We start from the raw sequence: 26,045 nt of genomic DNA on the forward strand, positions 1-26,045 counted from the left end.
GAAACCATTATGCATCATGTTCTGGTAATCGGAGCAGGAACCATGGGGACTGTTCACGCGAAATCGTATGCTGCCATGGAAAACGTCAAGCTGGTCGGGATCGTCGATATCCGCAGCGAGAGAGGAAAAGAGCTGGCAGCCGAGACAAAAACGGAATGGTTTGAGAGCTATGAAGAGGCAATAGAAAAACTGACGCAGGTCGACATCGTAGACGTGTGTTTGCCTACGTACCTTCATAAAACCTATGTAAAGAAGGCTGCGGATGCAGGCAAGCATGTCATTTGCGAAAAGCCGTTGGCTCGTGATAAGGAAGAGGCTCGTTTTATCGTTGATTATTGCCAGGAGAAGAACGTCAAGCTGTTCGTCGGACACGTCCTGCGCTTTTTCCCAGAGTACGAAAAGTCCCGTCAGCTGGTTAATGACGGTGCGATTGGCAACGTTGGTGTGGCACGTACGTTCCGTGGTGGTATCTTCCCGACAGCGTGGAACGACTGGTACGCGGACTACAAAAACAGTGGCAGCCTTGTTTTAGATATGATCATTCACGATTTTGACTTTTTGCGTTGGTGCTTCGGGGATGTGGAGCGTGTGTACGCAAAAGGGTTGCTTGGTCGAGGCTTTGCCCGGATGGATTACGCACTGGTTACGCTTCGCTTCAAGAACGGCATGATTGCACACGTGGAAGGCTCGTGGGCTCATGAGGGCTTCGCGATGAAAATGGAGTTGGCAGGCAAGGAAGGCATCATTTCCTACGACAGCTCGAAGGAAAAACCGTTAGTGGCGGTCAATCGCTCGAAGCAAGCAGGCATGAGCGGAGTGGCAGTTCCGGAGAGTCCGTTGCGTGAGAACCCGTATTTTAGAGAACTGAAGCATTTCATCGAATGCATCGACCGTGATCTGGAGCCACTCGTGACGGCAGAAGATGCCGTGAAAGCGGTAGAAATCGCTCGTGCTGCGCTTGTGTCAATCGAAACGGGCAAACCCGTAACTTTGGTGTAGGAGGGGACTGGACATGAAACTCGGAATCATCAGTGTTGCACATATGCATGCATACAGCTACGCAAATGCGGTTGCGAAATTAGATGGGGTTCAATTGGTCGGGGTAGCAGACGAGGATGAAGTGCGCGGAAAGGCGGCGGCTGAAAAGTTTGGCGTTCCGTTCTTCGCCGATTATCATGAGCTGCTTGCAACGGATATCGATGCGGTCATCGTCACCTCGGAAAACGCCAAGCACCAAGAGCATACGTTAGCGGCAGCGAAGGCAGGCAAGCACATCTTGTGCGAAAAACCGCTGGCGACAACAGCCGAGGCTGCTCAAGAGATGATCGACTTTTGCCGCGAACAGGGCGTCATTTTGCAGACGGCATTCCCGGTGCGATTCCATCCGGCTGTTGTTCGAGCAAAGCAATTGGTGGAGCAAGGCAAGGTCGGTCGTATCATGGCAATCCGGGGTACAAACCGTGGACAAAATCCTGGTGGTTGGTTCGTCGAGCCGGAAAAATCGGGCGGAGGTGCAGTGATCGATCACACGGTTCACGTTGTTGATTTGATGCGCTGGTTCATGGACTCTGAAGTGCGTGAGGTTTACGCGGAGATAGACAGCAAGTTTTCCGATACGCCGATTGATGATTGCGGAATTTTGACCATGGAATTTGAGAATGGGGTATTTGCCACACTCGATTGCAGCTGGTCTCGAAATAAGGCCTTCCCGACATGGGGAGACGTGACGATGGAAATTATCGGGACAGAAGGAACGATCTCGCTCGATGCTTTTTCTCAAAAGCTGGATGTCTATTCCAATGAAAAAGGCTTGAAGTGGGTTAACTGGGGCGATGACATGGACAGTCAATTGGTCAAAGATTTCGTCAGCAGCGTGCGTGAAAAGAAAGCGCCGTCGATTACGGGTGAAGACGGCTTGCGAGCTGTGGAAGTAGCACTCGCCGCTTATCAATCAGCTGAACAGAAGCAACCAGTCGTATTACGCTAGGACGGTGAAGGACGCATGAGTGTACGTGTAGGCATGATCGGCGTAGGTGGAATCGGGCAGCATCATCTAAAAGGCTTGTTGGCGGACGAAAGGGTAAAGGTCGTTGCAGTGTGCGACGTGAACCAAGAGGCGGCTGCAGAGACTGCTGAGCGCATTGGTGCGCATGGCTACACCTCTTGGCGTGAGCTAGTAGAGTCAGAACAGCTGGATGCTCTGTTTGTGTGCGTCCCACCTTTTGCGCATGAAGAGATTGAGGAAACGGCGGCGGCGAAAGGGATTCATCTGTTTGTGGAAAAGCCAATTGGGCTGGACATACAGAAAGTGAGCGAAAAGCAAGATGCGATTGAAAAGGCAGGAATTATCACCGCGACAGGCTATTGCCTGCGCTATCTCGATATCGTGCAGGAAGCGAAAGCGTACTTGGAGGGCAAGTCGATTGCACTCGTCCGCGGCCATTATTTGACCAAATTCGTCACGACACCTTGGTGGAGGGAAATGGGCAAGTCAGGAGGACAGCTTGTCGAGCAGGCGACACATACGCTGGACATGATGCGGTATTTGGCCGGAGATATCGAGAAGGTTTATGCGCAGATGGCCTTGCTCGTCTCGCGTGACATTCCAAACATCGATATTCCAGACGTGACTTCCATCAGTATGGTGTTTCAGTCAGGGGCGCTAGGACATCTGGCTACGTGCTTCATCCAGCAGGATCACCGCACGAATGTAGAAATCTTGGGCAAAGATTTTCGCGTCATGATTGACGGAAAGAAATTAGCGATCATGGATGAGCAGGGAACACGTACGAAAGAAAGCGCGGTGGATATGTACGTGGAGCAAGATCGGGCGTTTATTACAGCGATTGTGACAGGGGATCGCAGCTTGATTCTGTCGCCGTATGAATCAGCGAGAAAAACGCTAGAAGTAACATTGGCAGCGAATCAATCGGCACAAGAAGGAAAGCCGGTTAGAATTTCGGGAAAAGGGGAGTGAGGCGCATGGCTTTTCAAAAGGGAATCAATGCTTGGTGCTTCCCAAAGGAAACGAGCGTTCAAGAAATGTTTCGCCAGGCGAAAGCACATGGCTATCAAGGGGTAGAGCTGAATTTGGACGAGGGAGATGCTCCCTTTCATCTAGAGATGACAGAGCAGGAATTAAAGGGGCTGGCAGATGAGGCTCGCGAGCTCGGTTTGGAGCTGCCAAGCGTCTCTACTGCCCTTTTATGGAAATATCCGTTGACACACAATGAGGAAGGGATCCGCGAGCAAGGCATTCGTGTTGTCGAGAAAATGATAGAGGCGGCAAGCATTTTTGGCTCACGGACCGTCCTCGTCGTTCCTGGACTCGTGACGGCTGAGGTGTCGTATGATACGGCCTACGAGCGGGCCCGTGAAGCATTGCAGCGCTTGGCGAAAAAGGCAGAGCAGCATCAGGTATATATCGGGGTAGAAAACGTATGGAACAAATTTTTGCTCAGTCCGCTGGAGATGGCTCGCTTGATCGATGAAGTAGACAGTCCTTGGGTAGGCGCTTATTTTGATGTAGGCAACGTGTTGCAATTCGGTTTTCCTGAGCAATGGATTCGCATTTTGGGCAAGAGAATTCAAGCTATTCACGTCAAAGATTTCAAGACGACAACAGGCAACATCACAGGTTTCGTGCCGCTGCTCGCCGGCGATATTCCATGGAACCGTGTGGTGGAAGCATTGCGTGAGATCGGGTACGACGGCTACATCATCCCGGAAATCTCGCCTTACAGCCAGTTGCCTGAGCAATTGATCGCGCATACGTCCCAAGCGTTGGACGCCATTTTTCAATCGTGAATGGACAGCAAGGATGTGAAGCGTAAGATGAATCAAGACAAACCATATGCGATCGGGATTGATCTGGGTGGTACAAAGATCATAGCCGCGATCGTCGACCAGCATGGCAACATCCTCAGTCAGGCGAACGCAGCGACCCAAACAGAAGAGGCAGCTCAGGCAGTCATCGGTCGTATCGGTGATTTGGTGCAGACTGTCCTAGATGAAAGCGGCATCCAACTCTCTCGCATTCGCGGGATCGGGATTGCAACCGCGGGAATTATTGATACGCAGCGTCAAATGGTCATTTTTGCGAGCAATTTAAACTGGAGCGATGTGCCGATCGGCGCGATGCTCCAAGAGCGGTTTGGCGTAGCTGTGCAATTGATCAATGATGCCAATGCAGCCGCGGTAGCAGAATGGGCGTTTGGAAGTGCACGAGGCACGAAAGACTTGATCTATATAACGGTCAGTACGGGTGTTGGTGCTGGCATTATTAGTGGAGGACGGCTGATTACAGGAGTTGGCGATAGTGCCGGGGAGTTCGGGCATATTTCGCTTGATCCCGAAGGACCGTTGTGCGTGTGCGGGAATAGAGGCTGCCTGGAAAATTACACGTCTGGGCTGGCTTTGGCAAGTAGAGCCAGGGAACAGCTTCTACAGGGGGTTTCAAGCTCACTGCTCGTTGAAAATGGGAACGACCTGAGCAGGATAACGGCTAGAGAGGTCGGAGAGGCAGCGGTTCGGGGAGATTTGCTCAGCATGACCTTGATGAAGGAAGCTGGTTATTATCTGGGGGTCGGGCTGACCAATCTGATCCATCTGTTCAATCCGCAGGTGATCGTCATTGGTGGCGGAGTGATGAAGAACGGACAGCTACTGCTTGCGGAAGCGAAGAACGTCATTCGCGAGCGCTCTATCTCTCGGATGGCAAACCAAGCGAGCATCCATTTGACTACAATTGGAGCGGAAGCAGGTGTGCTCGGTGCTGCAGGCATGTATTATCCGTCCGAGCGTGAAATGGTTGAGGTATAACGGAATGAAAGTGCTAGAAGCCGATGTTTGGTAGACATCGGCTTTTTCCTGTTTCCTGTACAGTACGAGTCATAGGAGCCTAGACCTAGATTCTATCTATTGGTAAAATATTGATTGGATAAGAAATATCAGGTCTCTACCATTACAATCGAAGAAGGTCAAACACTCGATTTTAGTCACGATTTTGGGAACACGTACTTTTAATGAGTGTTTTGGCCTTTAGACTCATAGGGTTTTCCCCCGCGATTCATGTATCATTAAGCTATGGCACGTTTTGGCAGGAAAAACAGGTCAAACGTAATAGAAATTGTGGGTAAAGGGGTCGCAGCATGAAGAGAAAAAACAAAAGCATCATGATCGTCATGGCTCTGGTCATCGTCGCATTGCTGGGATACGCAGGCTATCGTTTCTTTGGTCCTGTGACACTGGCGGAGGGGTATTTGTATGAAGACGATACACGCATGCTATACACGAGTATCACAGTGAATAACGAGAAAGTAAACGTTGAAATGACGGATTCGATCGTCGAGACAGAAGACAGCATCCCTGTTCTGAAAACCGAGTCGCTCCTGCTGGAGGGAACGCTGGATGGTAAGCAGCTGATCCTCAAAAATCCGGCAACTGGTCAGGATATCATCGGTACAGTGAAGGGTGACGAGCTCCAATTTGACGGGCTGCTTATGGAAGAGAATAAGGGACCGACGAGTCTTGTTGCCACAAACAAAAGCGCGTACGAGAGCAAGTTGGCGACATTAACCAAGCGGACCAACGAGGAAGCGGAAGTAAAAAAGAAAGAAGTAGCAGAACAAAGAGCCAAAGAAGCAGCACGTGTCGACTTCGCCAAAAAAGCAGAACAGACAGGAAAGCTAGCGGCTGATCTGATTGAAACGGCAAAGTATTTGGACGAGCTGCAATTTACGGATGAAGCGCAGTTTTCAAACGATCAAATAGCGGAGCTGCAAAGACTGTTGGAAGAGATTCGTACCTATTCGACGCAGCCAGGCTTGAGCAAGATGGAATTCGAGGTCATGCAAGGAACGCTGAGCAGTATGAAGGTGTTGGTCGATGGGATGAACACGATGGATGGCTCCATCCAGGATAAAAACAAAAACATGCAGGAAATGATCGGCATCATGGAGACCGACATGAAGGATATCCAAACTATTTGGGCGGAAATCAAAGCGAGCGTGCCGGATGCCGAGAAACGGGAAAAATCAATCCATGCGGCAATCAAGACGGCGACTGATTCAATCGCGCAGGCGAAGCAGCGCCAAGGCTCGGTAGACAAAAGCGGACAAACTAAAGTGAAAGAAACCGCGAACAGTCTGTATCAACAAGCGATGAATGTACTGAATCAGACAAAAGCTAAGTATGGTTTTTAGACAGGAACAAGGCTCTCATTCGAGAGCTTTTTCCCATTTGAGCACCCTTATCGTTTTCAGGTCGGAAAAATTGTATTATTCTTATAGTATTACTAAGGGATAATTTCATTACGGCATATTTTCCAGGAGGAGTAAGATGAGCGTCTACCAGAATATTACCGAATTGATTGGAAATACGCCGATTGTTCGATTGAGGCGCATGGTTCCTGAAGGAGCAGCAGAAGTTTTTGTGAAGCTGGAGAAATTCAATCCATCTGGAAGTGTGAAGGACCGCGCTGCTTACAATCTGATTTTGACGGCTGAGCAAGCGGGATTGATTCAACCGGGGGATACGATCATAGAGCCGACGAGCGGCAATACCGGAATCGGCTTGGCGATGAATGCCGCAGCAAAAGGCTATCGCGCGATTTTGGTCATGCCTGACAATATGTCGAAGGAACGGATCAATATATTGAAAGCGTATGGGGCAGAGGTTGTATTGACACCGAGCGAGCTAAGAATGCCGGGGGCGATAGCCAAAGCACAAGAGCTGCAAAAAGAGATACCGCGTAGCTTTATACCTCAGCAATTCGAGAATCAGGCAAACCCAGACATCCATCGAACGACGACAGCTGAGGAAATTTTTACGCAAACGAATGGTCGACTGGATGCTTTTGTCGCCACAGCTGGGACGGGCGGAACGATTACCGGAACAGGCGAAGCGTTGCGGGAAAAGCTCCCGGAGCTGTATATCGCTGTCGTCGAACCAAAAGGCTCCCCGGTTCTGTCTGGCGGAAAGCCTGGTCCACATAAACTGGTCGGCACGAGCCCTGGTTTTGTTCCGCAAATCCTCAATACAAGCGTTTATAATGAAATCATTCAAATCGCAGACGAAGACGCCCTACAAAGCATGCGGCAGCTTGCAGCGTTGGAAGGGATTCTCGTCGGCCCTTCATCGGGTGCGTCGGTCTTTGCTGCCATCACGGTTGCCAAAAGGCTGGGAGTGGGGAAGCGGGTCGTTTGCATTGCGCCTGATACAGGGGAGCGGTATTTGAGTATGAATCTTTTCTAATAGGAGAAAAGGCGATGAGCAACGAAAAACACGCGCTGATTATCGGGGCGGGCTTGAGCGGGCTCGCATCAGCGATTACCTTGAAGCAAATGGGCTGGCAAGTGACGCTTTATGAGCAGGCAAAGGAGCATAAAGGTATCGGTGCTGGAATCGTTTTGGCTGCCAATGCAATGAAGGCATTGGATAAGCTGGGAGTTGGACAGGAAGTACGCGAGCGTGGGGCAGCTGTCCGTTCAGCACGGATTCGCGACTGGAAGGGAAATTTGTTAGTCGAGCTACCTGTCGCGGAACAAGCAGAACGGTACGGGGCTGACAGCTACTTGATTCATCGGGCTGATCTACAGCAGGCTCTTTTGGCGAAAATCTCGACGAATGAATTGGTTCTTGGCAAGCAGTTCGTTTCTTTTTCTCAAGAAGAGGAAGGGGTTCAAGCCGCTTTTGCAGATGGGTCAAGTACACACGGGGCGATTCTGATCGGAGCGGACGGGATTCATTCTCATGTAAGGAAGAGCTTGTTCGGTGAAGAGTCGATGAGATACTCCGGGTACACGGCGATTCGCGGGATTGCTACTTACCAAGACTCTCGTTATCCACTGGAATCAGGAGGCGGCTTTGAAGCATGGGGCAGGGGGATTCGTTTCGGGTTTTCCCATATCGGCAACAATCGAATTCATTGGTTTGCCGCCATCAATGCATCTGAGGGAGAAAAAGATGGGCCGCTGGGCCGGAAGCGAGAGACGTTGCGCCGACTGGACGGCTGGTATGAACCAGTACGTGCAGTGATTGAGGCGACAGAGGATGCAGCCATCTTGCGGCATGATATTTACGACCGTACACCACTCAGGAGATGGAGTGAGGGCCGGGTGACATTAGTAGGCGATGCGGCACATCCGATGCTGCCGAATCTGGGGCAAGGGGCGGGTCAGGGAATGGAAGACGCGCTCGTGCTGGCCAGGTGCTTGGCAGTGGCCGATACAGACTCGGCTCATGCTTTGCGCATGTATGAAGAGCTACGAAAGAAGCGGGCGAATGCGATTGTGAAAGGCTCCCGCTTGATGGGGGCAGTCACCCAATGGGAAAATCCGATGGCCGTCGCAGCTCGTCATTTCCTGCTAAAAACGATCCCTGCCCGTATCCAGAGCAGAAGGCTGGATTGGATTGTCGGACACGAGGTGTGAGTACGAAAGCTGCAAAAAAAGGCAAGGAGCATGAAGCCCTTGCCTTTCAACTTTGTCCGCTTATTGATGACGTGCCTGATAGGCAAGCAACGCTGCAATGAATAACTGACCGGTTTGAATCATGGAGCGCTCATCGACATCGAATTTGGGATGATGATGCGGATACGTCGCCTGAATCTCCGGGTTGCGTCCACCAACCATGAAGAAGGTAGCGGGGCGCTCTTGAGCAAAGTAAGCAAAATCCTCTCCGCCCATGCCTGGTGGGATTTTCAATACGCGCTCCTCACCAAAAATCCGTTTAGCTTCTGCTACAAAAAGCGGAGTCTCTGTCTCATCGTTCCAAGTAGCTGGGTAGCCGCGTTGGTACATGATTTCGCAAGTAGCGCCGACTGCCTGACAGCTGGCTTCCACGATACGTTTCAGAGATTGCTCGACCGCTACCCTCACTTCCTCGTCATACGTGCGGACAGTCCCCTTGAGCTTCACTTGATCAGGAATGACGTTGAACGCTTCGCCCCCGCCCACGAAGGAGCAAACAGACAGAACGACTTGTTTTAACGGATCTACCTGACGGCTGGCAATCTGCTGCAAATTCATAACAACCTGACTGCCCAATACGATTGGATCAACGGAGGTGTGAGGATAAGCACCGTGTCCGCCTTTTCCGTACAAGACGATCTCGAAGCTGTCTGCTGCTGCCGTAATGTAGCCATGACCGATCCCGACCGTGCCTACGGGAAGCTCGGAGGCAACGTGCGCGCCATACACGACATCGACTCCTTCGAGGCAACCCGCCTCTACCATGGCTTTGGCGCCACCAGGTGGCAGCTCTTCCGCGAACTGATGCAGGAATACCACATTTCCTGGGAGCTCATCGCGGAACTCGCTCAACACTTGCGCGACTCCCAAAAGTCCGGAGGTATGTATATCGTGACCGCAAGCGTGCATAACGCCTGGAATGCGGGACTTATACGGTACTTCTTTTTCATCTTGAATGGGCAAGGCATCGAAGTCAGCGCGCAACGCAACTGTTTTTCCTGGCTTTCCACCCCTCAAAAGACCGACAACACCCATGCCGCCGACACCGGTTTGTACTTCTATACCAAAAGAAGCCAGCTTGTCCGCAACTTTCTTCGCTGTGTTTTCTTCCTGAAAGGAAAGCTCGGGATACATATGCAAATCACGTCTGAATGTAACAAGTTCTGGATAAATCTCCTGCAGTCGGGCAAACCATTTTTCTTCCATCGAACCCACTCCTTTTTCCTAGGGAAAGAGATTGGTATTTCGTATTCGTCTTATTATAAAAATATTCCGAATCATAATTCAATGTATGATTTCGAGAAGTATAATGAAGCTGAATTCATATTATGTAGACATTTCCAGTAGAAATCTCTAGAATATTAAAGAGACATGTTCAAAAAGTCGTTTTGAACAGATGGATTGAGGAGATTATGACGAGTTCACACCCAAAGAATCCTAGAGTTCTACTCATTTTGCTCGTTTCTAGCATCCTTGTTTTGATCTTGACTTGTGTAAGCATCGCGATTTCTTATTTCAATACGATTCAATCCGTCCGACTCTCCATTGCGAATCAAAGCATGAAAGCTGCTTCTACAGTAGCAGACAGTCTAGATGTTGACGCGTATCAGGAGTTTTTACGAAATCCGGTAAAAGGGACCCCCGCCTATAAACGAATCGAACAGCAATTGAATCAAGCGCGTGAGCAGTTCGGTCTGCTGTATTTATACACGATTCAAATCAGTGAAGACAGGCAGAGTGGTCGCGCGATGATCGTCGCAAGGCCTCCAAATGCGAAGCAAAATTTTGATATCGGTATTCCTATTGTTCTATCTTCTGAGCACATTCAAACGATTTACGAAGGATCATCAACGTATTACTCAGAGATTATCAGAGATCCAGATTACGGGGTCTACATGTCTGCGGGTGCGCCGCTTAGAGATAGAGAAGGAAGAATCATCGGAATCATCGGAGTAGATACGGACGTAGCCATCGTCGAGGACATTGGAGATGATGTCGTTCGTAACAGCATTCCTGTTTTTGCGATTCAAGGTTTGTTTGTCGTCGTACTGATCTTTCTGGTTCTTTGCATGGAACGCTGGTACCAACGCGCCATCAAGGCAGCAGTTGGCGAGACGGAAGAAACCTATCAGGATGAATTGCGCTCAGTCATTTGTTCGATGCGCTCCATACGCCATGATTTCGTCAATCACATGCAAGTGCTCTACGGTTTGATTGAATGCGGATATTATCCAAAAGCTCGAGATTATGTTCAGTCGTTGCTGAAAGAAACCAAGCTTTTGGACCTCACCGTGAGGTTTACGAATCCTGCCTTAATGGTATTGCTTCACACCAAATGGGAGCAGGCTAAATCCAAACAAATCGTGATGCAATTTGAAGAATGTTCTGATCCAATCGATAGCATTCCTTCCGTTGATCTGATCAAAATTTTATCGAATCTGATTGATAATGCGATTGAAGCGGCTGAGTTAGCGGATGGGGAAAAACGAGTCAGCATTTATTTTTGCTGTGATGAAGAGCACGTTATTTTCCGAGTTGAAAATACAGGACCGGAAATAACGCCAGAACAACGAGCACGTATTTTCGAGAATGGCTTTACAACGAAAACAGAGAAAAAATGTTGCTCGCGTGGAACGGGTCTGACGATCGTAGATGCAGTTGTTCACAAGTACAAGGGGAACATAGAGGTTTGGTCCGAGCGGGGAATCACGAGATTTACCGTACAGTTGCCAGTGAAATAGGCAAGTAACGAAAATGATTCTAGGATGTTAAAGAAAAAGCCGTCAACGATTTGACGGCTTTTTGCTTTTGCGAGTCGCTATGCATGTTGTCCTGGCGAAGGCTGTGCTACTTGGCTTTCCTGTGCTTGAAATGGACGTGAGATCGAGTAAAAGGCAAACCCGAACGAAAGCAGGACGAACACGGCTCCAACCCAAGGCGTGTAGATGACAGATGACCGCTCGACGACGAGACCGCCAGCCAGAGAGCCAAAGGCGATACCTAAATGCTGGGCAGAAGTATTCAAGCTTAATTGAATGTCTGCGGTAGCAGGTGAGCAAGAGATCAAATAGTTTTGCTGTGCTGGCGAAATAGCCCAGCTAAGCGCACTCCAGATTACCATGATAGGCAAGAACAAATAAAGCGAACCTGTAAAAAACGGCAAGACACACATGATCAAGCCAAACACTGGAATGATGAACAGAATGCTCTTGGTTGCTCCCCATTTGTCTGCGATCCAACCGCCTGCAACGGCAGCAATCCCGAACAAGAGATAAATCCAGCTCAGTGTCGTTCCGTCCACATTCATTGTCGTTTGCAGATAAGGAGTAAAGTATGCATACAGCGTCAAGTGACCTGTCAGCATTAACAAGACGATAAACAAGGCGCTGAATAGCTTGCCGCTACGGAGGGTAGTCATTTGATCACGCAGCGGAATCGGTGGTGCAGTTTGAACTTTTGGCAAAAACAAGAGGATAAAAATCATCGCGACGATACTTAGAGCCGCAATTAGCCAAAACGGGGCACGCCATCCGAAGGCATTCCCCAGAGCCAATCCGACAGGGACGCCGAGCACGAGTGAACCGCTAATCCCCATGAAAATAACGCCAATGGCACGGCCGCGATAAGCAGGTTCCACAAGACTCGTCGCAATCGTAATCGACAGCACAATCAGGATGGAACTACTTGCAGCGCTCAAGATGCGCGCTGTCATTAATACAGCGTAGCTCGGACTAAGTGCCGCGAGCACATTACTTAGGAAAAAGGCCGCTAATGCATACAAGTATAGCTTTTTGCGCTCGACACGCCTCGTAACATGCAGGAGCAGAGGAGCGGCAATGGCAAAGGCAAGCGAGAATATGGTGATCAATTGTCCGGCAGCGCTAATCGATATCTGAAGATCACGAGCAATCAGATCGAGCGTACCACCGATAATCAATTCCACCGTACCTACAACAAAGGTAGCAATCGCTAAGATGAAGACACGTGGATTCAAAACAATTAGCTCCTCTCAAACAAAAAGGTTACTACCATAATAGTAACCTTTTTTATCTTATGCAACTAGAAAATTCTCCATACAAATAGAAAAGACTCCGGCCAAAAGCCAAAGTCCCAGGGATTGTCAGTATCGGAGGCGGATGATCATCTTGCGGATTTCTTCATCGTCAAACAGTTGATCCACATATTTTTGGGTGATTTTTGTCAGCGCGACATCATGGTAAAAGGAATCGGCAAAAAATTTGACGAACGGTTGACCGCGTGTCTTGATCGCATGCCAGCCCGTATCCTCCTCGCCTGCAAAAATCATTTCATCTTGGTCCACTACGATTAGCTGATAGCGCTCCAAGCCTTGATGCTCTTGCACAGGGATAAAGGAATGAACACAGGAGAGCTTGGTGTTAATCTGCCCGATGACCAAGGCTTCGATCTCTACCCCTTCCTTTTCTTTCATCTCCAGTAGGGGTACATACTCTAAAAAATCATCGGACCAGGCAGAGATACGAATAGACCGCGTCGCTCGTTGGATCAATTGTTTGCATTCCGCGCGGATCGATTCGTCAACCTTCAGGCTCCAGACGCGGTCATCGCGTACGGTTTTATGAGAAAGGGAGCTGGTCAATTTTTTGACGTCTGTTTGAAATTGGCGGGTCAGCTTTTCTACCAGGCTGTCCAGAGGAAGGGCTGTATACCGCTTTTTCTTTTCAGATACGGTGTCAAGGACCATCCCTTTTTCTACCAGTCGATTCAACACCTCGTAAATTTTTGCCTTTGGTACCCCCGAATGCTTCACGACCATCGTTGCATCGAGAGGCTCGCCGCTAGACGCCAGCGCTTCATAAACTTTACTCTCATACAGAGAAAAACCAAATGTTTGCAGCATCAAAATCCTCCATGGAAAACACGAGCATTTTTATTCGATCGTACCGATAATCGAGTTGTTTTGCAAGAAAGAGGAGGAGGCGAAAGGAATATTTTTTCGGAAAGTATCGAGTTTTTTCGACGAAATTCGCTATCTTTTTTGTAGGTCTTTAGGCAGTAGACACACCGAGCATATATCAAATAGAGACCCTATGTATAAATGATCAGCCGAAAATTCGGCACTTGTTGCAAGTAGGTCGATAGCCTTATTGAGCAATTTCTTTTGAACGGGAAGGTTTTTTTGTCGAAGGAAAGAATTTGGCAAAGATTACGTATCGCGTAATAATTATGAATAATCGGAATCGGGGGTTTTGTTTTTCCGATGTATCAAAAATAGATAGAAAAAGAGGGTGAACCGCAGTGAAGAAAAGCAAAAAGCTCTTATCCGTCTTATTTTCCTCCTCACTCGTGCTCAGTACTTTCGTGGCTGCACCTGCAACGGGTTTGGCCAAACCAAAAGAGGACAAGCATGATCTGCATGTAGATTTGTCCACTGTTAACCTGGAGCGACTGATTAAAGGGTTAATGGAGCAAGGAATCATTGATGAAGACGCCGATCAGGAAGAGATTGACGAGGCGTTGCTCGAGTACCTCGAAGACAAAAAAGTACCGCACGGCATTGATGAATCGTCCTCTTACGGTAAGGAAGCGAGCAGAGGACAGCAGGCAGCATTGGCTGAGGCTGTGCAGAAAGTGGCTGAGATGGAGGACGGCGATGAAGTGCGCTCTTCCAAACGTCTACATACCGATAATATCGTTGTCGCTCTTATCGAGTACCCTGACCGGGAGCATAACCAGTTACCAAAAGTGAGTGATTCGCTTTGGACGGAAGACTTCAACGAAAAGCACTACAAAGAGATGCTGTTTGATCAGAAGGGGTACGAAACTCCTGAAGGAATCGGCATGACAACAATGGCGAAATACTTCTATCTGCAATCGGGAAGATCTTGGACGGTTGACGGTGTGGTAACGCCTTGGCAAATGGCAGAGAATGGCTACAAGTATTATGGAGGAAACTCCAAGGCCGGTGACGATTCCAATCCGCGCGATCTGGTAATCGAGACGCTTGAGGCAGTTGGGGAATCCATTGCTGGGAAAGAGGAGTTGTACGATCAGCGCGATCCGTATGATATCGATGGTGATGGAGACCTGATGGAGCCGGATGGCAACCTGGACAACCTCATGCTCGTTCATGCAGGGATCGGAGAAGAGACAGGGGAAGACCCAGATGCGATCTGGTCTCATCGTTGGACCTTGAAAAAACCAGTGGATATTCCAGGCACAAGCCTGAAAGCGTTTGATTACATGATCCAGCCTGAAGATGGCGCACCAGGCGTATTCACTCACGAATACGGACACAATCTCGGTTTGCCAGACTTGTATGACACGACAAGAGCCGGAAAAGATTCGCCAGTAGGCGCTTGGTCCCTCATGTCGTCCGGTAGTCATACAGGTAAAGTCTTCCAAACAGAACCTACAGGCCTTGATCCTTGGTCCAAAATGGTTCTGCAACAAATGTTTGGCGGGAACTGGATTGCTCCGACTGTTCTGGACTACAAGGATGTAGAAAAACGCAAGAGAACGGTTCCGCTCATTGATGCGAGCAGCACCGAGAAAAGCGGAAAAGTCGTCAAACTGAATATGCCGAAAGTTGAAAAGAAACCGCCGGTTGAGCCAAAGGATGGTGGATACGCATACTTCTCGGATGAAGGCAACAAATTGAACACCAAAATGACTTCCGATGTAATTGATTTGACTGGAGTCAGCTCCGCAACGATGAAATTCGATTCATGGAGAAGCATTGAGGAAGGTTATGACTACCTGTACGTCAATGTAATTGATGCGGATACAGGTGAGAAAAAAGAAGTGCAGAAATTCGATGATGTAACAAACGGCTGGGACAAAGAAGAAATCAGCCTGAATGAGTTTGTCGGCAAAAAAGTGCAAGTTGAGTTTAACTATGTGACAGACGTTGCTTACGTATTGGACGGCTTCTATCTCGATAACTTTGAAGTAGAGGCAGATGGACAAGTCATCTTCGCGGATGATGCAGAGGGTGAGAAGAAGTTCAAATTGGATGGCTTCGTCCACTTCGATGGAAAAGGTAAAATGTACGATGCGTACTACCTGGTTGAGCTGCGCTCTCATGAAGGAATTGACGCTGGACTGAAGCACTTCCGCCGCAACGACTCCTTCTTCACGTATGATCCAGGTATGGTGATCTGGTACTTTGATGGTCGCTTCGAAAGAACACGTGACAACAATACGAGCCAGCATCCAGGCTACGGCTTGCTTGGTGTAGTAGATGCCCATCAGGAAGTACGTTACTGGAACAATGATGAGGGGAACAAAAACGCAATCGCAGACTCCCGCTATCAGGTGAACGATGCTGCGTTTAGCCCGAACAAAACATCCGGTATGGATCTGGATTACATCTATGGAACGATGGAATACGAGCCGTTGAAAGGCGTTAAAGAGTTTGACGACAGTGATGACTACTCGATGCCGGAAGTACCGGAAGTTGGAAAAATCCTGCCGCAAATCGGCTTGCAAATCAAGCTGAAAAGAGTAGACAAAAAGTTTACGGATGCTTCGATTGAGTTCTCTATTGATAAAGATTAATGAATAAGCCAAAAGACGCCACACAGCGCCAAGCTGATGTTTGGCGTCTTTTTCGTTTCTATGATTACTGGTCTAAGCTCGGCTGCATCGAAATAGGCTATAACAATGAACGACAAGCTGCCTGATCTGATTGCGCGTAAGAAAGGCAACCTTTTGTACAGGCATAGATATCGCGCCCGGCAGCAAGGGGGGATCAATCATGCTGCATATTGTTGCTTGCATTAAGCAGGTGCCGGACACCAAAATCATCAAGATGAATCCGAAGACGAATACGATGGATCGCGCCAGTGCGCCAGCCATTCTCAACCCGTATGATGCACATGCGGTGGAGGAAGCCGTTCGTTTGAAAAATCGATATGGGGGTGTGGTCTCCGTCGTCACCATGGGACCGCCGCCAGCGGTGAAGGCCATTCGGAAATGTATCGAGATCGGAGCAGACGCAGGCTATCTGGTAACGGATCGTGCATTTGCCGGAGCAGACACATTGGCGACCAGCTATGCCATTACCAAAGCCATTGAGAAGATTGCAGAAAGCCAGCCAGTCGACCTTGTCATTTGCGGGAAGATGACCATCGACGGTGATACGGGACAAGTCGGACCTGGTGTTGCCAGAAGGTTGGATATTCCGCCGCTTACGTGTGTGAAAAAAGTAGTGGAGATAAACAAAGAACAAGGTTACGCCATCGTGCATCGAAAGCTGGAGGATGGTTATGAAGTCATTCAGTCGACCTTGCCTTGTTTGTTTTCCGTGGAGAAGGAGATTAACGAGGTACCGTATTCTCCGCTGCCCAACATGCTTCGAGCTGCTAGATATAATCCTGTTGTCTGGTCCGTCGATGATTTGGGGGATATCGATCGGACGCAGTTAGGTCTGAAGGGGTCTCCGACCATCGTTGCAAAAGTTTGGCCCCCAGAGAAGCCAAAGGGTGGCGAGATGCTCGAAGGAAGCGCCAGCGAGCAAATCGCACGCTTGATGGAAATTTTGCACGATAAACAGCGACTGTTTCGGGTGAAGGAGGAGCAGATATGAATCTGGATGATTTTCGTGGCATCTGGGTGTTTTTAGAGGTGAGTGACGGCCGTATCGCCCCTGTATCACTCGAGCTGCTGGGGGCGGGTAGACAAATGGCTGACAAGCGAGACGTGCCGCTTGCTGGCTTGTTAATCGGAGATGGAATCAAAGAGTTGGCCCACACGGCGTTTCCATACGGTGCGGACCAAGTGTATGTATACGATCACAAGATTTTTCATGATTACCGAACAGAGTCCTACATGCGAGCTGTTATCGAATGTGTTCAAAAGCACAAGCCGGAAATCATCTTGTACGGAGCGACTTCAACTGGAAAAGATTTGGCGAGCGCTGTCGCGACGGACTTGGAGACAGGGCTGACCGCTGACACGACCATGCTCGATGTGAACGCGGAGACAGGCTTATTGGAGGCAAGTCGTCCAGCGTTTGGCGGTAACATCATGGCTACCATTTTGTGCAAAAAACATCGACCGCAAATGGCGACCGTTCGCCCGAAAGTCATGAAAGCACTTGAGCCAGACGAGTCACGTACAGGAGAAATCATAGAAGAAAGCATGAAGCTGCATGAAGAAGACATTCGCACAAAAGTGCTGAAAATCGTCCGGGAGACGAAGGAAAAGGTGCGGCTGGATGAGGCTGATGTGATCGTCGCTGGTGGCAAGGGACTCGGAAGCAAGGAAGGCTTTGCACTTATTCATCGCTTTGCAGAACGAATCGGGGCAACCGTCGGGGCCAGCAGAGATGCGGTGGAAGCAGGCTGGATCGGTCATGAACATCAGGTAGGGCAGACGGGAGTAACTGTTACGCCAAAAATTTACTTTGCCATCGGCATATCGGGAGCTATCCAGCATTTGGTCGGCATGCGCAACTCGGGATTGATCATTGCCATCAATAAAGATCCGAATGCACTCATCTTCCAGTCTTGTCACTACGGTATTGTCGGTGATGCTTTTGAAATTGTGCCATTGCTCATGGAAGCATTCCAAAAGGAGCCGGACAAGGAGGTAACGTATGGCTGAGAAATTTGATGTAATCATTGTCGGAGCAGGTCCGGCTGGCACAGCTTGTGCTTATACGCTTGCCAAAGCGGGTGTAAATGTTCTGTTGATGGAGCGCGGGGAATATCCGGGTTCCAAAAACGTCATGGGAGGTGTTTTGTATCGCAAAACGATGGAAGACATCATTCCCGAATTTTACAAGGAGGCGCCTGTTGAACGACCGATCGTCGAGCAGCGGTTCATGATGCTCGATAAGGAATCAGCCATCAATTTCAGTTATAAAGGCATGGAGTGGGCCCAGGAGCCCTATAACAATTTCACGGTGCTGCGGGCGAAATTTGACCAATGGTTTGCAGATAAAGCCGTGCAGCAGGGAGCACTTTTACTCAATGAGACCGTCGCTTTACAGTGCATTGTTGAAAATGGCAAGGTAGTCGGTGTCAAAACAGATCGACCGGATGGAGATCTATACGCCGATGTTGTCGTTCTGGCAGACGGCGTCAACTCCTTGCTGGCGAAATCATTAGGTTTTCATAAAGAGTTTCGCCCAGATGAAGTAGCGCTCGCTGTCATGGAAGTACTGAAGCTGGATCGCAAAATAATCGAGGATCGCTTTAACTTAGAGGGCGATCACGGTTGTACGATTGAAATTTTCGGGGATTCGACCAAAGGGATTTTGGGGACGGCGTGGTTGTATACGAATAAGGACAGCTTGAACATTGGGGTAGGGACGATGCTGTCAGGTCTGATCAAAAACAAGATCAAGCCGTATGAGTTGTTGGACTATGTAAAGAATCACCCGATGATTCGGCCATATATCCAAGGTTGTGAGCAGCAGGAATACTTGGCGCACCTGATTCCCGAGGGTGGATATCGTTCCATTCCCAAAATTGTCGGCAACGGTGTACTAGTGGTAGGAGATGCTGCCCAGCTCGTCAATGCGATCCATCGAGAGGGATCGAATATGGCAATGGCATCTGGTGTCATGGCGGCGGAAACGATCCTGGCGGCAAAAGAGGCAGGGGACTATTCTGAAAAAATGCTCGACGGATACCGAATTAATCTGTTGAACAGCTTTGTCGGTCAAGATTTGAAAAAGTACAAGGACGCAACGCATCACTTTGAAAAATTCCCGCAGTATTTCGAACAGTATATTCCGATGATGAACAAAGCGGCGAGTCAAATGTTCACGGTTGATGGCAGCTCGAAATGGAGCAAGCAGAAGAAAATCTGGAGCGACCTCGGCTCTGCGAAGGACAAATGGAAAATGGCACGTGACTTGATGAATGCGTGGAGGGTGATGAAGTGATGCAGGATCTACCGAAGGGCCAGTCAATCGAGGAGAAACAGTACCTTGTGCGCTTCAAAGCGGATACGGATTCACACCTGCATGTGCTCTCCGCAGATGTTTGTGCGACGCAATGCCCTGATAAGCTCTGTACAATCTTCTGTCCTGCGGAAGTATACAAATGGGAAGAAGTGCGGATGCACGTCGGTTACGAAGGTTGTCACGAGTGTGGGAGCTGCCGCATTGGTTGTCCGTACGAAAATATCAAATGGGTGTATCCGAAGGGTGGACACGGAATCATCTTCAGACTCGGGTAATGGGCGGCGATGAGCGGTGATACAAGTAGGCGATCTGGTCGTATACGTAAAGGATGGAGCAAAGGGAGTCGTCATTCAAATGGAGGAGGACCGCTTCCAGGTAAAGTGGGAAGATGATTTTGTCAGCTGGGAGAAAAGGGAATGGCTGTTGCCCAATCCATTGGAACAGGGCGATCTTCAAAAACAGAAAGAACAGCGGGAGTAAATTCCCACTGTTCTTTTGTTTTAGGTGGATTTGAGCATTAGTTACACACTTTATAAGGATACGCACGAGCAAAAGACCCCTCGATTCGAAAACAGCCGAGTACTGGTTGTGGAGAAGCGAGTGATACGATTAGATATGCGGCCTCCGGGTAATGACAGTAAGCAATATCTTCAGGTGACGGTATGGGGGGCGCAGTAGGATGTGAGTGATAGATCCCGACCAATTGCTCCCCGCGCAACGTTATTTTGTGGAAAACCTGTTGAATCTGCTTGGGGTCCATGGCAAAGGCGATCGGGCTTTTCAATGTATTCTCCATACGCCAAACCGTCTGTGCACTCCCATTTCTACCGGAGAGCAATCCGCACGTTTCATTTGGCTTCTTCTCCAGGGAATCTCGGATGATTTCATCCCAGACTGCACGGGTCATGGAAAAGGGGGTCTCTATAAGATTAGCCTTGCCAACGCCTGCCGCAGCAACCTCCACTCGTTCTAGTCTGGACGGACGGTTGGACTCTGTGAACCGGACCGGATTTTGGCAAAGGTGATGGCGGCATTCGACGCTGGGCAGGTTGAACTGGGTGTTGTTGACGCTGTTGGTACAGTGCACGCATTTGTTCAGGTGTCATGGTTTTTCCTCCCTTTCTGGACTGTACTATGTTGTATTCAGTATGGCTGCACATGGTAACGGCTCTCGCACATTTTCACTTTTTCAGCGAAACGGGTTGAAGGCGTTGGCGTTTGGGGGATAAGGCAGCTGCATCTTTACCGGTGTGGAAGATAGTTGTTGAGTGGAGGGATCGGAGTTTGGCATGAATTGGGTGCTTGGTTGGAATTGGGTGTTTGGCTGGAATTGATTGTTTGGAATGAATTGGGTGTTTGGTGGGAATTGACTGAAGGCTTTATTGGTTCGAGCTTCTTTTTGTGTGAATTCTTTGATGATTTGCTTGTATTTTTCTTCGTTGTTTTGGAGTTCTTTCACCATGTTTTTGAGTCCGGTTATCGTCTTCTTCATCACTTGCTCCTGGGATGTAAACTGTTCAATAGCTTTTTCCTTTTCAGTTAACAGGAGGTCATATTTTTGGGTTGTTTTCTCCAGTACTTCGTTCCATTTATTTTTTTGAAGGGTGAAGTTCGCGAGCTTTTCGTCGGTTTCCTTGGCTTGTTGCTGAGAAGATTGGATATGAGCCTGAGCCTCCGCTAATTGCTGTTGTGTTTCTTTTAACTCCGACTGGAGACTCTTAACGGTGTTTTGTGTTCGAGCTAATTCTTCGTCGCGTTTTTGTAAGCCTTCCTGCAATTCTTGCTCATGCAGGGAATGTGATTCGGCCAGCTTTTTATAGTCAGTGATTAGTTGATTTTTCGTTAACCGTGCTGCTTCCAGTTCAAGCAGAGCTTCCGCTAATTGTTGAGAAGTCGCTTCGTGCTTTGCAGTCCAGCTTTGTTCGAGATCGATTGCTTTTTGCAACATCTCATGGCGGGTGGCTTCTAGCTCTTGTTCTTTCGTGCGTAAATCCTGTTTTTGGGCTTCGAGTTCTTGCTCTCGGGTGTATATATCTTGATTCTGCACTTGCAGCTCCTGCTCCCGGGTCTGCAAACCTTGCCTCTGAACTTGGATGTCTTGCTCTTGAGAGAGTAGGGCCTGTTCCAGTGAGTTTAGTTCTTGCTCCCGAGTAAGCAACTCCTGTTCACGAGTGTGTAGGGTATGCCCTTGAGCCTGGAGCTCCTGCTCTTGGTTGTGCAGCTCTTGATCTCGCACGATCAGCTCTTGTTTCAGCGTGAGTAACTCTTGTTCGTGGGAGTGGATTGCCTGCTCATGAGAGAGAAGCTCCTGCCCACGAAGCTGCAGTGCTTGCTCTCGGGATTGAAGTTCTTGCTCTTGAACCTGTAGTTCTTGGCTTTGAGCTATCAGCGCTTGCTCTTGAGAGAGAGTGGCTTGATCCCGATCCCGAAGCTCCTGTTCATGGGTCTTGAGCTCTTGTTGTTGAACCTGTAACGCCTGCGCATGAGCTTGAAGCTCCTTTTCTTGCGCTTGCAGATTTTGTTCGAAACCGTTAAGTTGTTCTTCCCGTGCTTGAAGGTCTCGCGTCTGCGTGAGAAGCTCTTGATCTCGCGCTTGAAGCCCTTGCTCGAAAGTGAGCAGCTCTTGTTCTTTTGTCTGGAGGTTTTGATTCTGAGAGTGAAGTTCTTGCCCGCGCGTTTGCAGCTCTTGCTCGAGAATGTAAAGGTCTTGCTCTCGTGCTTGAAGGTATTGCGTTTGGGTGAGAAGGTCTTGCCCCCGAGCTTTGAGTCCTTGTTCGAGGATTGTTAGTTCTTGTTCTTTTGTTTGCAGGTTATCTGCTTGCGTTTGCAGTTCTTGCCCTTGTACTTGCAGTTCTTGCCCAAAATTGAGAAGTTCCTGCTCCCGTGCGTTGAGGTCTTGCGTTTGAGAATGTAGCTCTAGCTCCTTGGATGTGAGTTGTTGTTCTTTTGTCTGCAGGTTATGGGTTAGGGATTGAAGTTCTTGCTTTTGCGTTTGAAGCTCTTGTTCGAGATCGAGAAGTTCCTGCTCTCGTGCTTGAAGGTCTTGCGTCTGGGAATGCAGCTCTAGCTCTTTGGACTGGAGTTGCTGTTCTTTCGTCTGCAGGTTATGGGTTAGGGATTGAAGTTCTTGGCCTTGTGTCTGAAGCTCTTGTTCGAGAATGTAAAGTTCCTGCTCACGTGCTTGAAGGTCTTGCGTCTGGGAATGCAGCTCTAGCTCTTTGGACTGGAGTTGCTGTTCTTTCGTCTGCAGGTTATGGGTTAGGGATTGAAGTTCTTGGCCTTGTGTCTGAAGCTCTTGTTCGAGAATGTGAAGTTCCTGCTCACGTGCTTGAAGGTCTTGCGTTTGGGAATGCAGCTCTAGCTCTTTGGACTGGAGTTGCTGTTCTTTCGTCTGCAGGTTATGGGTTAGGGATTGAAGTTCTTGGCCTTGTGTCTGAAGCTCTTGTTCGAGAATGTGAAGTTCCTGCTCTCGTGCATTGAGGTCTTGCGTCTGGGAATGCAGCTCTAGCTCTTTGGACTGGAGTTGTTGTTCTTTGGTTTGCAGGTTATGAGTTAGGGAGTGAATTTCTTGCTTTTGCGTTTGAAGCTCTTGTTCGAGATCGAGAAGTTCCTGCTCTCGTGCTTGAAGGTCTTGCGTCTGGGAATGCAGCTCTAGCTCTTTGGACTGGAGTTGTTGTTCTTTGGTTTGCAGGTTATGAGTTAGGGAGTGAATTTCTTGCTTTTGCGTTTGAAGCTCTTGTTCGAGGTCGAGAAGTTCCTGCTCCCGTGCATTGAGGTCTTGCGTTTGGGAATGCAGCTCTAGCTCTTTGGACTGGAGTTGTTGTTCTTTGGTTTGCAGGTTATGAGTTAGGGATTGAAGTTCTCTGTCTTGTGTCTGAAGCTCTTGTGCGAGAATGTGAAGTTCCTGCTCTCGTGCATTGAGGTCTTGCGTCTGGGAATGCAGCTCTAGCTCTTTAGACTGGAGCTGTTGTTCTTTCGTCTGCAGGTTATGAGTTAGGGATTGAAGTTCTTGCTTTTGCGTTTGAAGCTCTTGTTCGAGATCGAGAAGTTCCTGCTCTCGTGCTTGAAGGTCTTGCGTCTGGGAATGCAGCTCTAGCTCTTTGGACTGGAGTTGTTGTTCTTTGGTTTGCAGGTTATGAGTTAGGGATTGAATTTCTTGCTTTTGCGTTTGAAGCTCTTGTTCGAGATCGAGAAGTTCCTGCTCTCGTGCGTTGAGGTCTTGCGTTTGGGAATGCAGCTCTAGCTCTTTGGACTGGAGCTGTTGTTCTTTCGTCTGCAGGTTATGAGTTAGGGAGTGAAGTTCTTGGCCTTGTGTCTGAAGCTCTTGTTCGAGAACGTGAAGTTCCTGGTCCCGTGCTTGAAGGTCTTGCCCTTGCGTCTGAAGCTCTTGCTCGAAAGAGTGAAGTTCCTGTTCTCGTGCTCGAAGATCTTGCGTCTGAGCCTGCAGCTCCAGCCCCTTAGCCTCGTGCTTTTGCTCGAGAACGAGCAGTTCTTGTTCTTTCGTCTGTAGGTTATGTGAGAGGGATTGAAGGTCTTGCGCTTGCGTCTGAAGCTCTTGCTCGAGAGAGTGAAGTTCCTGTTCTCGTGCTCGAAGATCTTGCGTCTGAGCCTGCAGCTCCAGCCCCTTAGCCTCATGCTTTTGCTCGAGAACGAGCAGTTCTTGTTCTTTCGTCTGTAGGTTATGTGAGAGGGATTGAAGGTCTTGCCCTTGCACCTGCAGTTCTTGCTCAAGAGCGAGAAGGCCTTGCTTCTGTGCATTGAGGTCTTGCTCCTGGGAATGCAGTTCTAGTCCTTGCGCTTGCAACGCTTGTTCGAGACCGAGAAGGCTTTGCTCCTGTACTTGAAGGCCCTGTGTCTGAGTCTGCAGCTCTAACTCTTTAGCCTCGAGCTTTTGCTCGAAAACAAGCAGCTCTTGTTCTTTTGTTTGCAGGTTATGCTTTAGGGATTGCAGTTCTTGGCCTTGCCCCTGCAACTGTTGCTCAAGACCGAGAAGGTCCTGCTGCCGTGCTCGAAGATCTTGCGTCTGAGCCTGCAGCTCCAGCCCCTTAGCCTCGTGCTTTTGCTCGAGAACGAGCAGTTCTTGTTCTTTCGTCTGTAGGTTATGTGAGAGGGATTGAAGGTCTTGCCCTTGCACCTGCAGTTCTTGCTCAAGAGCGAGAAGGCCTTGCTTCTGTGCATTGAGGTCTTGCGCCTGGGAATGCAGTTCTAGTCCTTGCGCTTGCAACGCTTGTTCAAGACCGAGAAGGTTTTGCTCCTGTACTTGAAGGCCCTGTGTCTGAGTCTGCAGCTCTAACTCTTTAGCCTCGAGCTTTTGCTCGAAAACAAGCAGCTCTTGTTCTTTTGTTTGCAGGTTATGCTTTAGGGATTGCAGTTCTTGGCCTTGCCCCTGCAACTGTTGCTCAAGACCGAGAAGGTCCTGCTGCCGTGCTTGAAGATCTTGTGTCTGAGCCTGCAGTTCCAGCCCCTTCGTCTGGAGCTCTTGCTTGAGAGTGAGCAGATCTTGTTCTTCCGTCTGCAGGTTATGCGCTTGAGAATGCAGTTCTAACCATTGCGTCTGAAGCTCTTGTTCAAGACCGAGAAGTTCCTGCTCCCGTTTTTGTAGGTGTTGCGTCAGAGAATGCAGCTCTTGCCCCTTCGACTGGAGGTCTTGTTCGCGAGAGAGTAGATCCTGCTCCTGTTCCTGGAGACTTTGCTCAAATGTGTGGAGGTTTTGCTCGCGAACTTGTAGTTCTTGCTCGCGCTGCTCCCATTTTGCGCTTGCTTCTGTAAGTTGCTGTAGATCAGAGAGTGCTTGCTCTTCCCGTGCCCGTGCGTCCTCAAACTGCTGATTCAATGATTCAATTTTGGATAGTTGCTCCTGCTGCTTCATCTGCGCACTCTCAAACTCTTCATTTACATTATTCAAAGCTTGTTTCCATGTAAGCTGTTGCTGCTCCAAATGCGCGATCATGTCTAAATGCTGCTGGCGTTCATTCAGGATCTCCTCGATTTGACTCAATTGCTGCTGTTCTTGCTCGTGTAACGTTGCCTGCCATTGTACCTCTTTTTGCTCGTAGCTCTCTACTCGCCGTTGGAGTAATTCAATGTGTTCGCGTAAGTGTGCTTCCTGCGCTTTATGTTTGGACATGATTTCTTCAAGTCGTGGACCTTTTCGTTGCTCCCTGATCTGGGTTTGCAAGCTTTCTATGGAATGCTTTAGCTTTACCTCCGTTTCCTGGTGTTCGGTTATGGCATTTTCGCGCTGTTTCAGGAGATGCTCGTAGTAGTCGAGCTTGCTCTTCATCTCATGAAGCATGTCTTGTGAATCGTTCAAGCGCTGCTTCCATTGTGCCCCTTTGCTGTCCCAATCGTGGAGGGTCTGGTTCAATTGTTCAAGCTGCTCTCTGTATGCTTCGTTATTTTTGGACGTTTCCTCTATCTGCTTCTGTAGATGCCACACTTCTTGCATGAGTTGGTTGGCTTTATCTTCGTAGTAATGTGCTTGTTTTTTTAGCAGGAGGAGCTTCTCATTTTCTTTCGGCTTATTCGCATTGGAGATTTTCCTTTTGTACACAGTGTTGTCCTCCTTTTTCCGTCTGGCGTTCCCATATAGACATATGTAGGCGGTGGGAATTGGTGCCTGTATTGTAGTGACTGTTTATCCATAGAAAAAACGGGAGAAGTGTTGGTCTTCTCCC

The 26,045-nt window shown here is 48.9% G+C and carries 21 protein-coding genes; 15 read left to right on the forward strand and 6 right to left on the reverse strand.

The window, feature by feature from the left end; genetic code table 11:
* The first annotated feature begins 9 nt into the window (after window positions 1-9).
* The 8 genes from ACKKE8_RS09825 (at window position 10) to ACKKE8_RS09860 (ending at window position 8,432) form a co-directional block, all read left to right on the forward strand.
* Window positions 10-999, forward strand: coding sequence for a Gfo/Idh/MocA family protein (locus ACKKE8_RS09825; protein ID WP_409178011.1), 990 nt, complete (start codon window positions 10-12; stop codon window positions 997-999).
* A 13-nt stretch (window positions 1,000-1,012) separates the two neighbouring features.
* Window positions 1,013-1,987, forward strand: coding sequence for a Gfo/Idh/MocA family protein (locus ACKKE8_RS09830; protein WP_409178012.1), 975 nt, complete (start codon window positions 1,013-1,015; stop codon window positions 1,985-1,987).
* Window positions 1,988-2,002: 15 nt separating this feature from the next.
* Window positions 2,003-2,977 (forward strand): Gfo/Idh/MocA family protein, encoded by a 975-nt coding sequence (locus tag ACKKE8_RS09835; RefSeq protein ID WP_409178013.1) that lies wholly within the window; start codon window positions 2,003-2,005, stop codon window positions 2,975-2,977.
* Window positions 2,978-2,982: 5 nt separating this feature from the next.
* On the forward strand, window positions 2,983-3,807 hold the full coding sequence (locus ACKKE8_RS09840) for a sugar phosphate isomerase/epimerase family protein (protein ID WP_409178014.1): 825 nt from the start codon (window positions 2,983-2,985) through the stop codon (window positions 3,805-3,807).
* 27 nt (window positions 3,808-3,834) lie between these two features.
* Window positions 3,835-4,821, forward strand: a complete 987-nt coding sequence (locus tag ACKKE8_RS09845) for an ROK family protein (RefSeq protein ID WP_409178015.1) — start codon at window positions 3,835-3,837, stop codon at window positions 4,819-4,821.
* A 329-nt stretch (window positions 4,822-5,150) separates the two neighbouring features.
* Window positions 5,151-6,203, forward strand: coding sequence for a hypothetical protein (locus ACKKE8_RS09850; RefSeq protein ID WP_409178016.1), 1,053 nt, complete (start codon window positions 5,151-5,153; stop codon window positions 6,201-6,203).
* Between the two features lie 136 nt (window positions 6,204-6,339).
* Window positions 6,340-7,254 carry a cysteine synthase A gene (gene cysK / locus ACKKE8_RS09855; RefSeq protein ID WP_409178017.1) on the forward strand — a complete coding sequence of 305 codons (915 nt, stop codon included), beginning with the start codon at window positions 6,340-6,342 and terminating at the stop codon, window positions 7,252-7,254.
* 14 nt (window positions 7,255-7,268) lie between these two features.
* Complete coding sequence (locus ACKKE8_RS09860) at window positions 7,269-8,432, forward strand: FAD-dependent monooxygenase (RefSeq protein WP_409178018.1); 1,164 nt, start codon at window positions 7,269-7,271, stop codon at window positions 8,430-8,432.
* 60 nt (window positions 8,433-8,492) lie between these two features.
* On the opposite strand, the gene ACKKE8_RS09865 is transcribed toward ACKKE8_RS09860, so the two are convergent.
* Window positions 8,493-9,677: an amidohydrolase gene (locus ACKKE8_RS09865; protein ID WP_409178019.1), complete on the reverse strand. Its 1,185-nt coding sequence runs from the start codon at window positions 9,675-9,677 to the stop codon at window positions 8,493-8,495.
* Window positions 9,678-9,883: 206 nt separating this feature from the next.
* Between ACKKE8_RS09865 and ACKKE8_RS09870 the strand changes: the two genes are divergently transcribed.
* Complete coding sequence (locus tag ACKKE8_RS09870; protein WP_409178020.1) at window positions 9,884-11,212, forward strand: ATP-binding protein; 1,329 nt, start codon at window positions 9,884-9,886, stop codon at window positions 11,210-11,212.
* A 77-nt stretch (window positions 11,213-11,289) separates the two neighbouring features.
* Here ACKKE8_RS09870 and ACKKE8_RS09875 read toward each other — a convergent pair whose 3' ends face one another.
* Both ACKKE8_RS09875 and ACKKE8_RS09880 read right to left on the reverse strand, forming a co-directional pair.
* Window positions 11,290-12,465: an MFS transporter gene (locus ACKKE8_RS09875; RefSeq protein WP_409178021.1), complete on the reverse strand. Its 1,176-nt coding sequence runs from the start codon at window positions 12,463-12,465 to the stop codon at window positions 11,290-11,292.
* Window positions 12,466-12,591: 126 nt separating this feature from the next.
* Window positions 12,592-13,350, reverse strand: coding sequence for a TrmB family transcriptional regulator (locus ACKKE8_RS09880; protein ID WP_409178022.1), 759 nt, complete (start codon window positions 13,348-13,350; stop codon window positions 12,592-12,594).
* A gap of 398 nt (window positions 13,351-13,748) precedes the next feature.
* On the opposite strand from ACKKE8_RS09880, the gene ACKKE8_RS09885 reads away from it, so the two are divergent.
* The 6 genes from ACKKE8_RS09885 to ACKKE8_RS09910 all read left to right on the forward strand — a co-directional run bounded on the left by ACKKE8_RS09885 (window position 13,749) and on the right by ACKKE8_RS09910 (window position 19,848).
* On the forward strand, window positions 13,749-16,010 hold the full coding sequence (locus ACKKE8_RS09885) for an immune inhibitor A domain-containing protein (RefSeq protein ID WP_409178023.1): 2,262 nt from the start codon (window positions 13,749-13,751) through the stop codon (window positions 16,008-16,010).
* Window positions 16,011-16,209: 199 nt separating this feature from the next.
* A complete protein-coding gene (locus tag ACKKE8_RS09890; RefSeq protein ID WP_047071129.1) occupies window positions 16,210-17,040 on the forward strand; it encodes an electron transfer flavoprotein subunit beta/FixA family protein in 831 nt (276 codons plus the stop codon).
* The gene (locus ACKKE8_RS09895; RefSeq protein WP_409178024.1) at window positions 17,037-18,059 is read left to right on the forward strand and encodes an electron transfer flavoprotein subunit alpha/FixB family protein; all 1,023 of its coding nucleotides are present in this window, start codon (window positions 17,037-17,039) and stop codon (window positions 18,057-18,059) included. Before ACKKE8_RS09890 ends, ACKKE8_RS09895 begins: the two co-directional genes overlap by 4 nt.
* A complete protein-coding gene (locus ACKKE8_RS09900) occupies window positions 18,052-19,347 on the forward strand; it encodes an FAD-dependent oxidoreductase (protein WP_016739331.1) in 1,296 nt (431 codons plus the stop codon). Before ACKKE8_RS09895 ends, ACKKE8_RS09900 begins: the two co-directional genes overlap by 8 nt.
* Window positions 19,347-19,643 carry a ferredoxin family protein gene (locus ACKKE8_RS09905; protein WP_409179088.1) on the forward strand — a complete coding sequence of 99 codons (297 nt, stop codon included), beginning with the start codon at window positions 19,347-19,349 and terminating at the stop codon, window positions 19,641-19,643. Before ACKKE8_RS09900 ends, ACKKE8_RS09905 begins: the two co-directional genes overlap by 1 nt.
* Before the next feature lie 16 nt (window positions 19,644-19,659).
* A complete protein-coding gene (locus ACKKE8_RS09910) occupies window positions 19,660-19,848 on the forward strand; it encodes a hypothetical protein (protein ID WP_409178025.1) in 189 nt (62 codons plus the stop codon).
* A gap of 37 nt (window positions 19,849-19,885) precedes the next feature.
* Here the strand turns inward: ACKKE8_RS09910 and ACKKE8_RS09915 are convergent, their stop codons facing one another.
* The 3 genes from ACKKE8_RS09915 to ACKKE8_RS09925 all read right to left on the reverse strand — a co-directional run bounded on the left by ACKKE8_RS09915 (window position 19,886) and on the right by ACKKE8_RS09925 (window position 25,921).
* Window positions 19,886-20,275: a M67 family metallopeptidase gene (locus tag ACKKE8_RS09915; RefSeq protein ID WP_409178026.1), complete on the reverse strand. Its 390-nt coding sequence runs from the start codon at window positions 20,273-20,275 to the stop codon at window positions 19,886-19,888.
* Window positions 20,276-20,297: 22 nt separating this feature from the next.
* Entirely contained in the window at window positions 20,298-20,474 is a 177-nt protein-coding gene (locus ACKKE8_RS09920; RefSeq protein ID WP_409178027.1) for a hypothetical protein, read from the reverse strand.
* An 83-nt stretch (window positions 20,475-20,557) separates the two neighbouring features.
* On the reverse strand, window positions 20,558-25,921 hold the full coding sequence (locus ACKKE8_RS09925) for a hypothetical protein (RefSeq protein WP_409178028.1): 5,364 nt from the start codon (window positions 25,919-25,921) through the stop codon (window positions 20,558-20,560).
* Between the last annotated feature and the right edge of the window lie 124 nt (window positions 25,922-26,045).

This window comes from Brevibacillus fortis (assembly GCF_046196545.1).
In the GTDB taxonomy this organism is placed as follows: domain Bacteria; phylum Bacillota; class Bacilli; order Brevibacillales; family Brevibacillaceae; genus Brevibacillus; species Brevibacillus fortis_A.

Coding starts and splice junctions, on each gene's coding strand:
- ACKKE8_RS09825 (WP_409178011.1), top strand. CDS start 10: ATGCATCATGTTCTGGTAATCGGAGCAGGAACCATGGGGACTGTTCAC.
- ACKKE8_RS09830 (WP_409178012.1), top strand. CDS start 1,013: ATGAAACTCGGAATCATCAGTGTTGCACATATGCATGCATACAGCTAC.
- ACKKE8_RS09835 (WP_409178013.1), top strand. CDS start 2,003: ATGAGTGTACGTGTAGGCATGATCGGCGTAGGTGGAATCGGGCAGCAT.
- ACKKE8_RS09840 (WP_409178014.1), top strand. CDS start 2,983: ATGGCTTTTCAAAAGGGAATCAATGCTTGGTGCTTCCCAAAGGAAACG.
- ACKKE8_RS09845 (WP_409178015.1), top strand. CDS start 3,835: ATGAATCAAGACAAACCATATGCGATCGGGATTGATCTGGGTGGTACA.
- ACKKE8_RS09850 (WP_409178016.1), top strand. CDS start 5,151: ATGAAGAGAAAAAACAAAAGCATCATGATCGTCATGGCTCTGGTCATC.
- cysK (WP_409178017.1), top strand. CDS start 6,340: ATGAGCGTCTACCAGAATATTACCGAATTGATTGGAAATACGCCGATT.
- ACKKE8_RS09860 (WP_409178018.1), top strand. CDS start 7,269: ATGAGCAACGAAAAACACGCGCTGATTATCGGGGCGGGCTTGAGCGGG.
- ACKKE8_RS09865 (WP_409178019.1), bottom strand. CDS start 9,677: ATGGAAGAAAAATGGTTTGCCCGACTGCAGGAGATTTATCCAGAACTT.
- ACKKE8_RS09870 (WP_409178020.1), top strand. CDS start 9,884: ATGACGAGTTCACACCCAAAGAATCCTAGAGTTCTACTCATTTTGCTC.
- ACKKE8_RS09880 (WP_409178022.1), bottom strand. CDS start 13,350: ATGCTGCAAACATTTGGTTTTTCTCTGTATGAGAGTAAAGTTTATGAA.
- ACKKE8_RS09890 (WP_047071129.1), top strand. CDS start 16,210: ATGCTGCATATTGTTGCTTGCATTAAGCAGGTGCCGGACACCAAAATC.
- ACKKE8_RS09895 (WP_409178024.1), top strand. CDS start 17,037: ATGAATCTGGATGATTTTCGTGGCATCTGGGTGTTTTTAGAGGTGAGT.
- ACKKE8_RS09900 (WP_016739331.1), top strand. CDS start 18,052: ATGGCTGAGAAATTTGATGTAATCATTGTCGGAGCAGGTCCGGCTGGC.
- ACKKE8_RS09905 (WP_409179088.1), top strand. CDS start 19,347: ATGCAGGATCTACCGAAGGGCCAGTCAATCGAGGAGAAACAGTACCTT.
- ACKKE8_RS09915 (WP_409178026.1), bottom strand. CDS start 20,275: ATGACCCGTGCAGTCTGGGATGAAATCATCCGAGATTCCCTGGAGAAG.
- ACKKE8_RS09920 (WP_409178027.1), bottom strand. CDS start 20,474: ATGACACCTGAACAAATGCGTGCACTGTACCAACAGCGTCAACAACAC.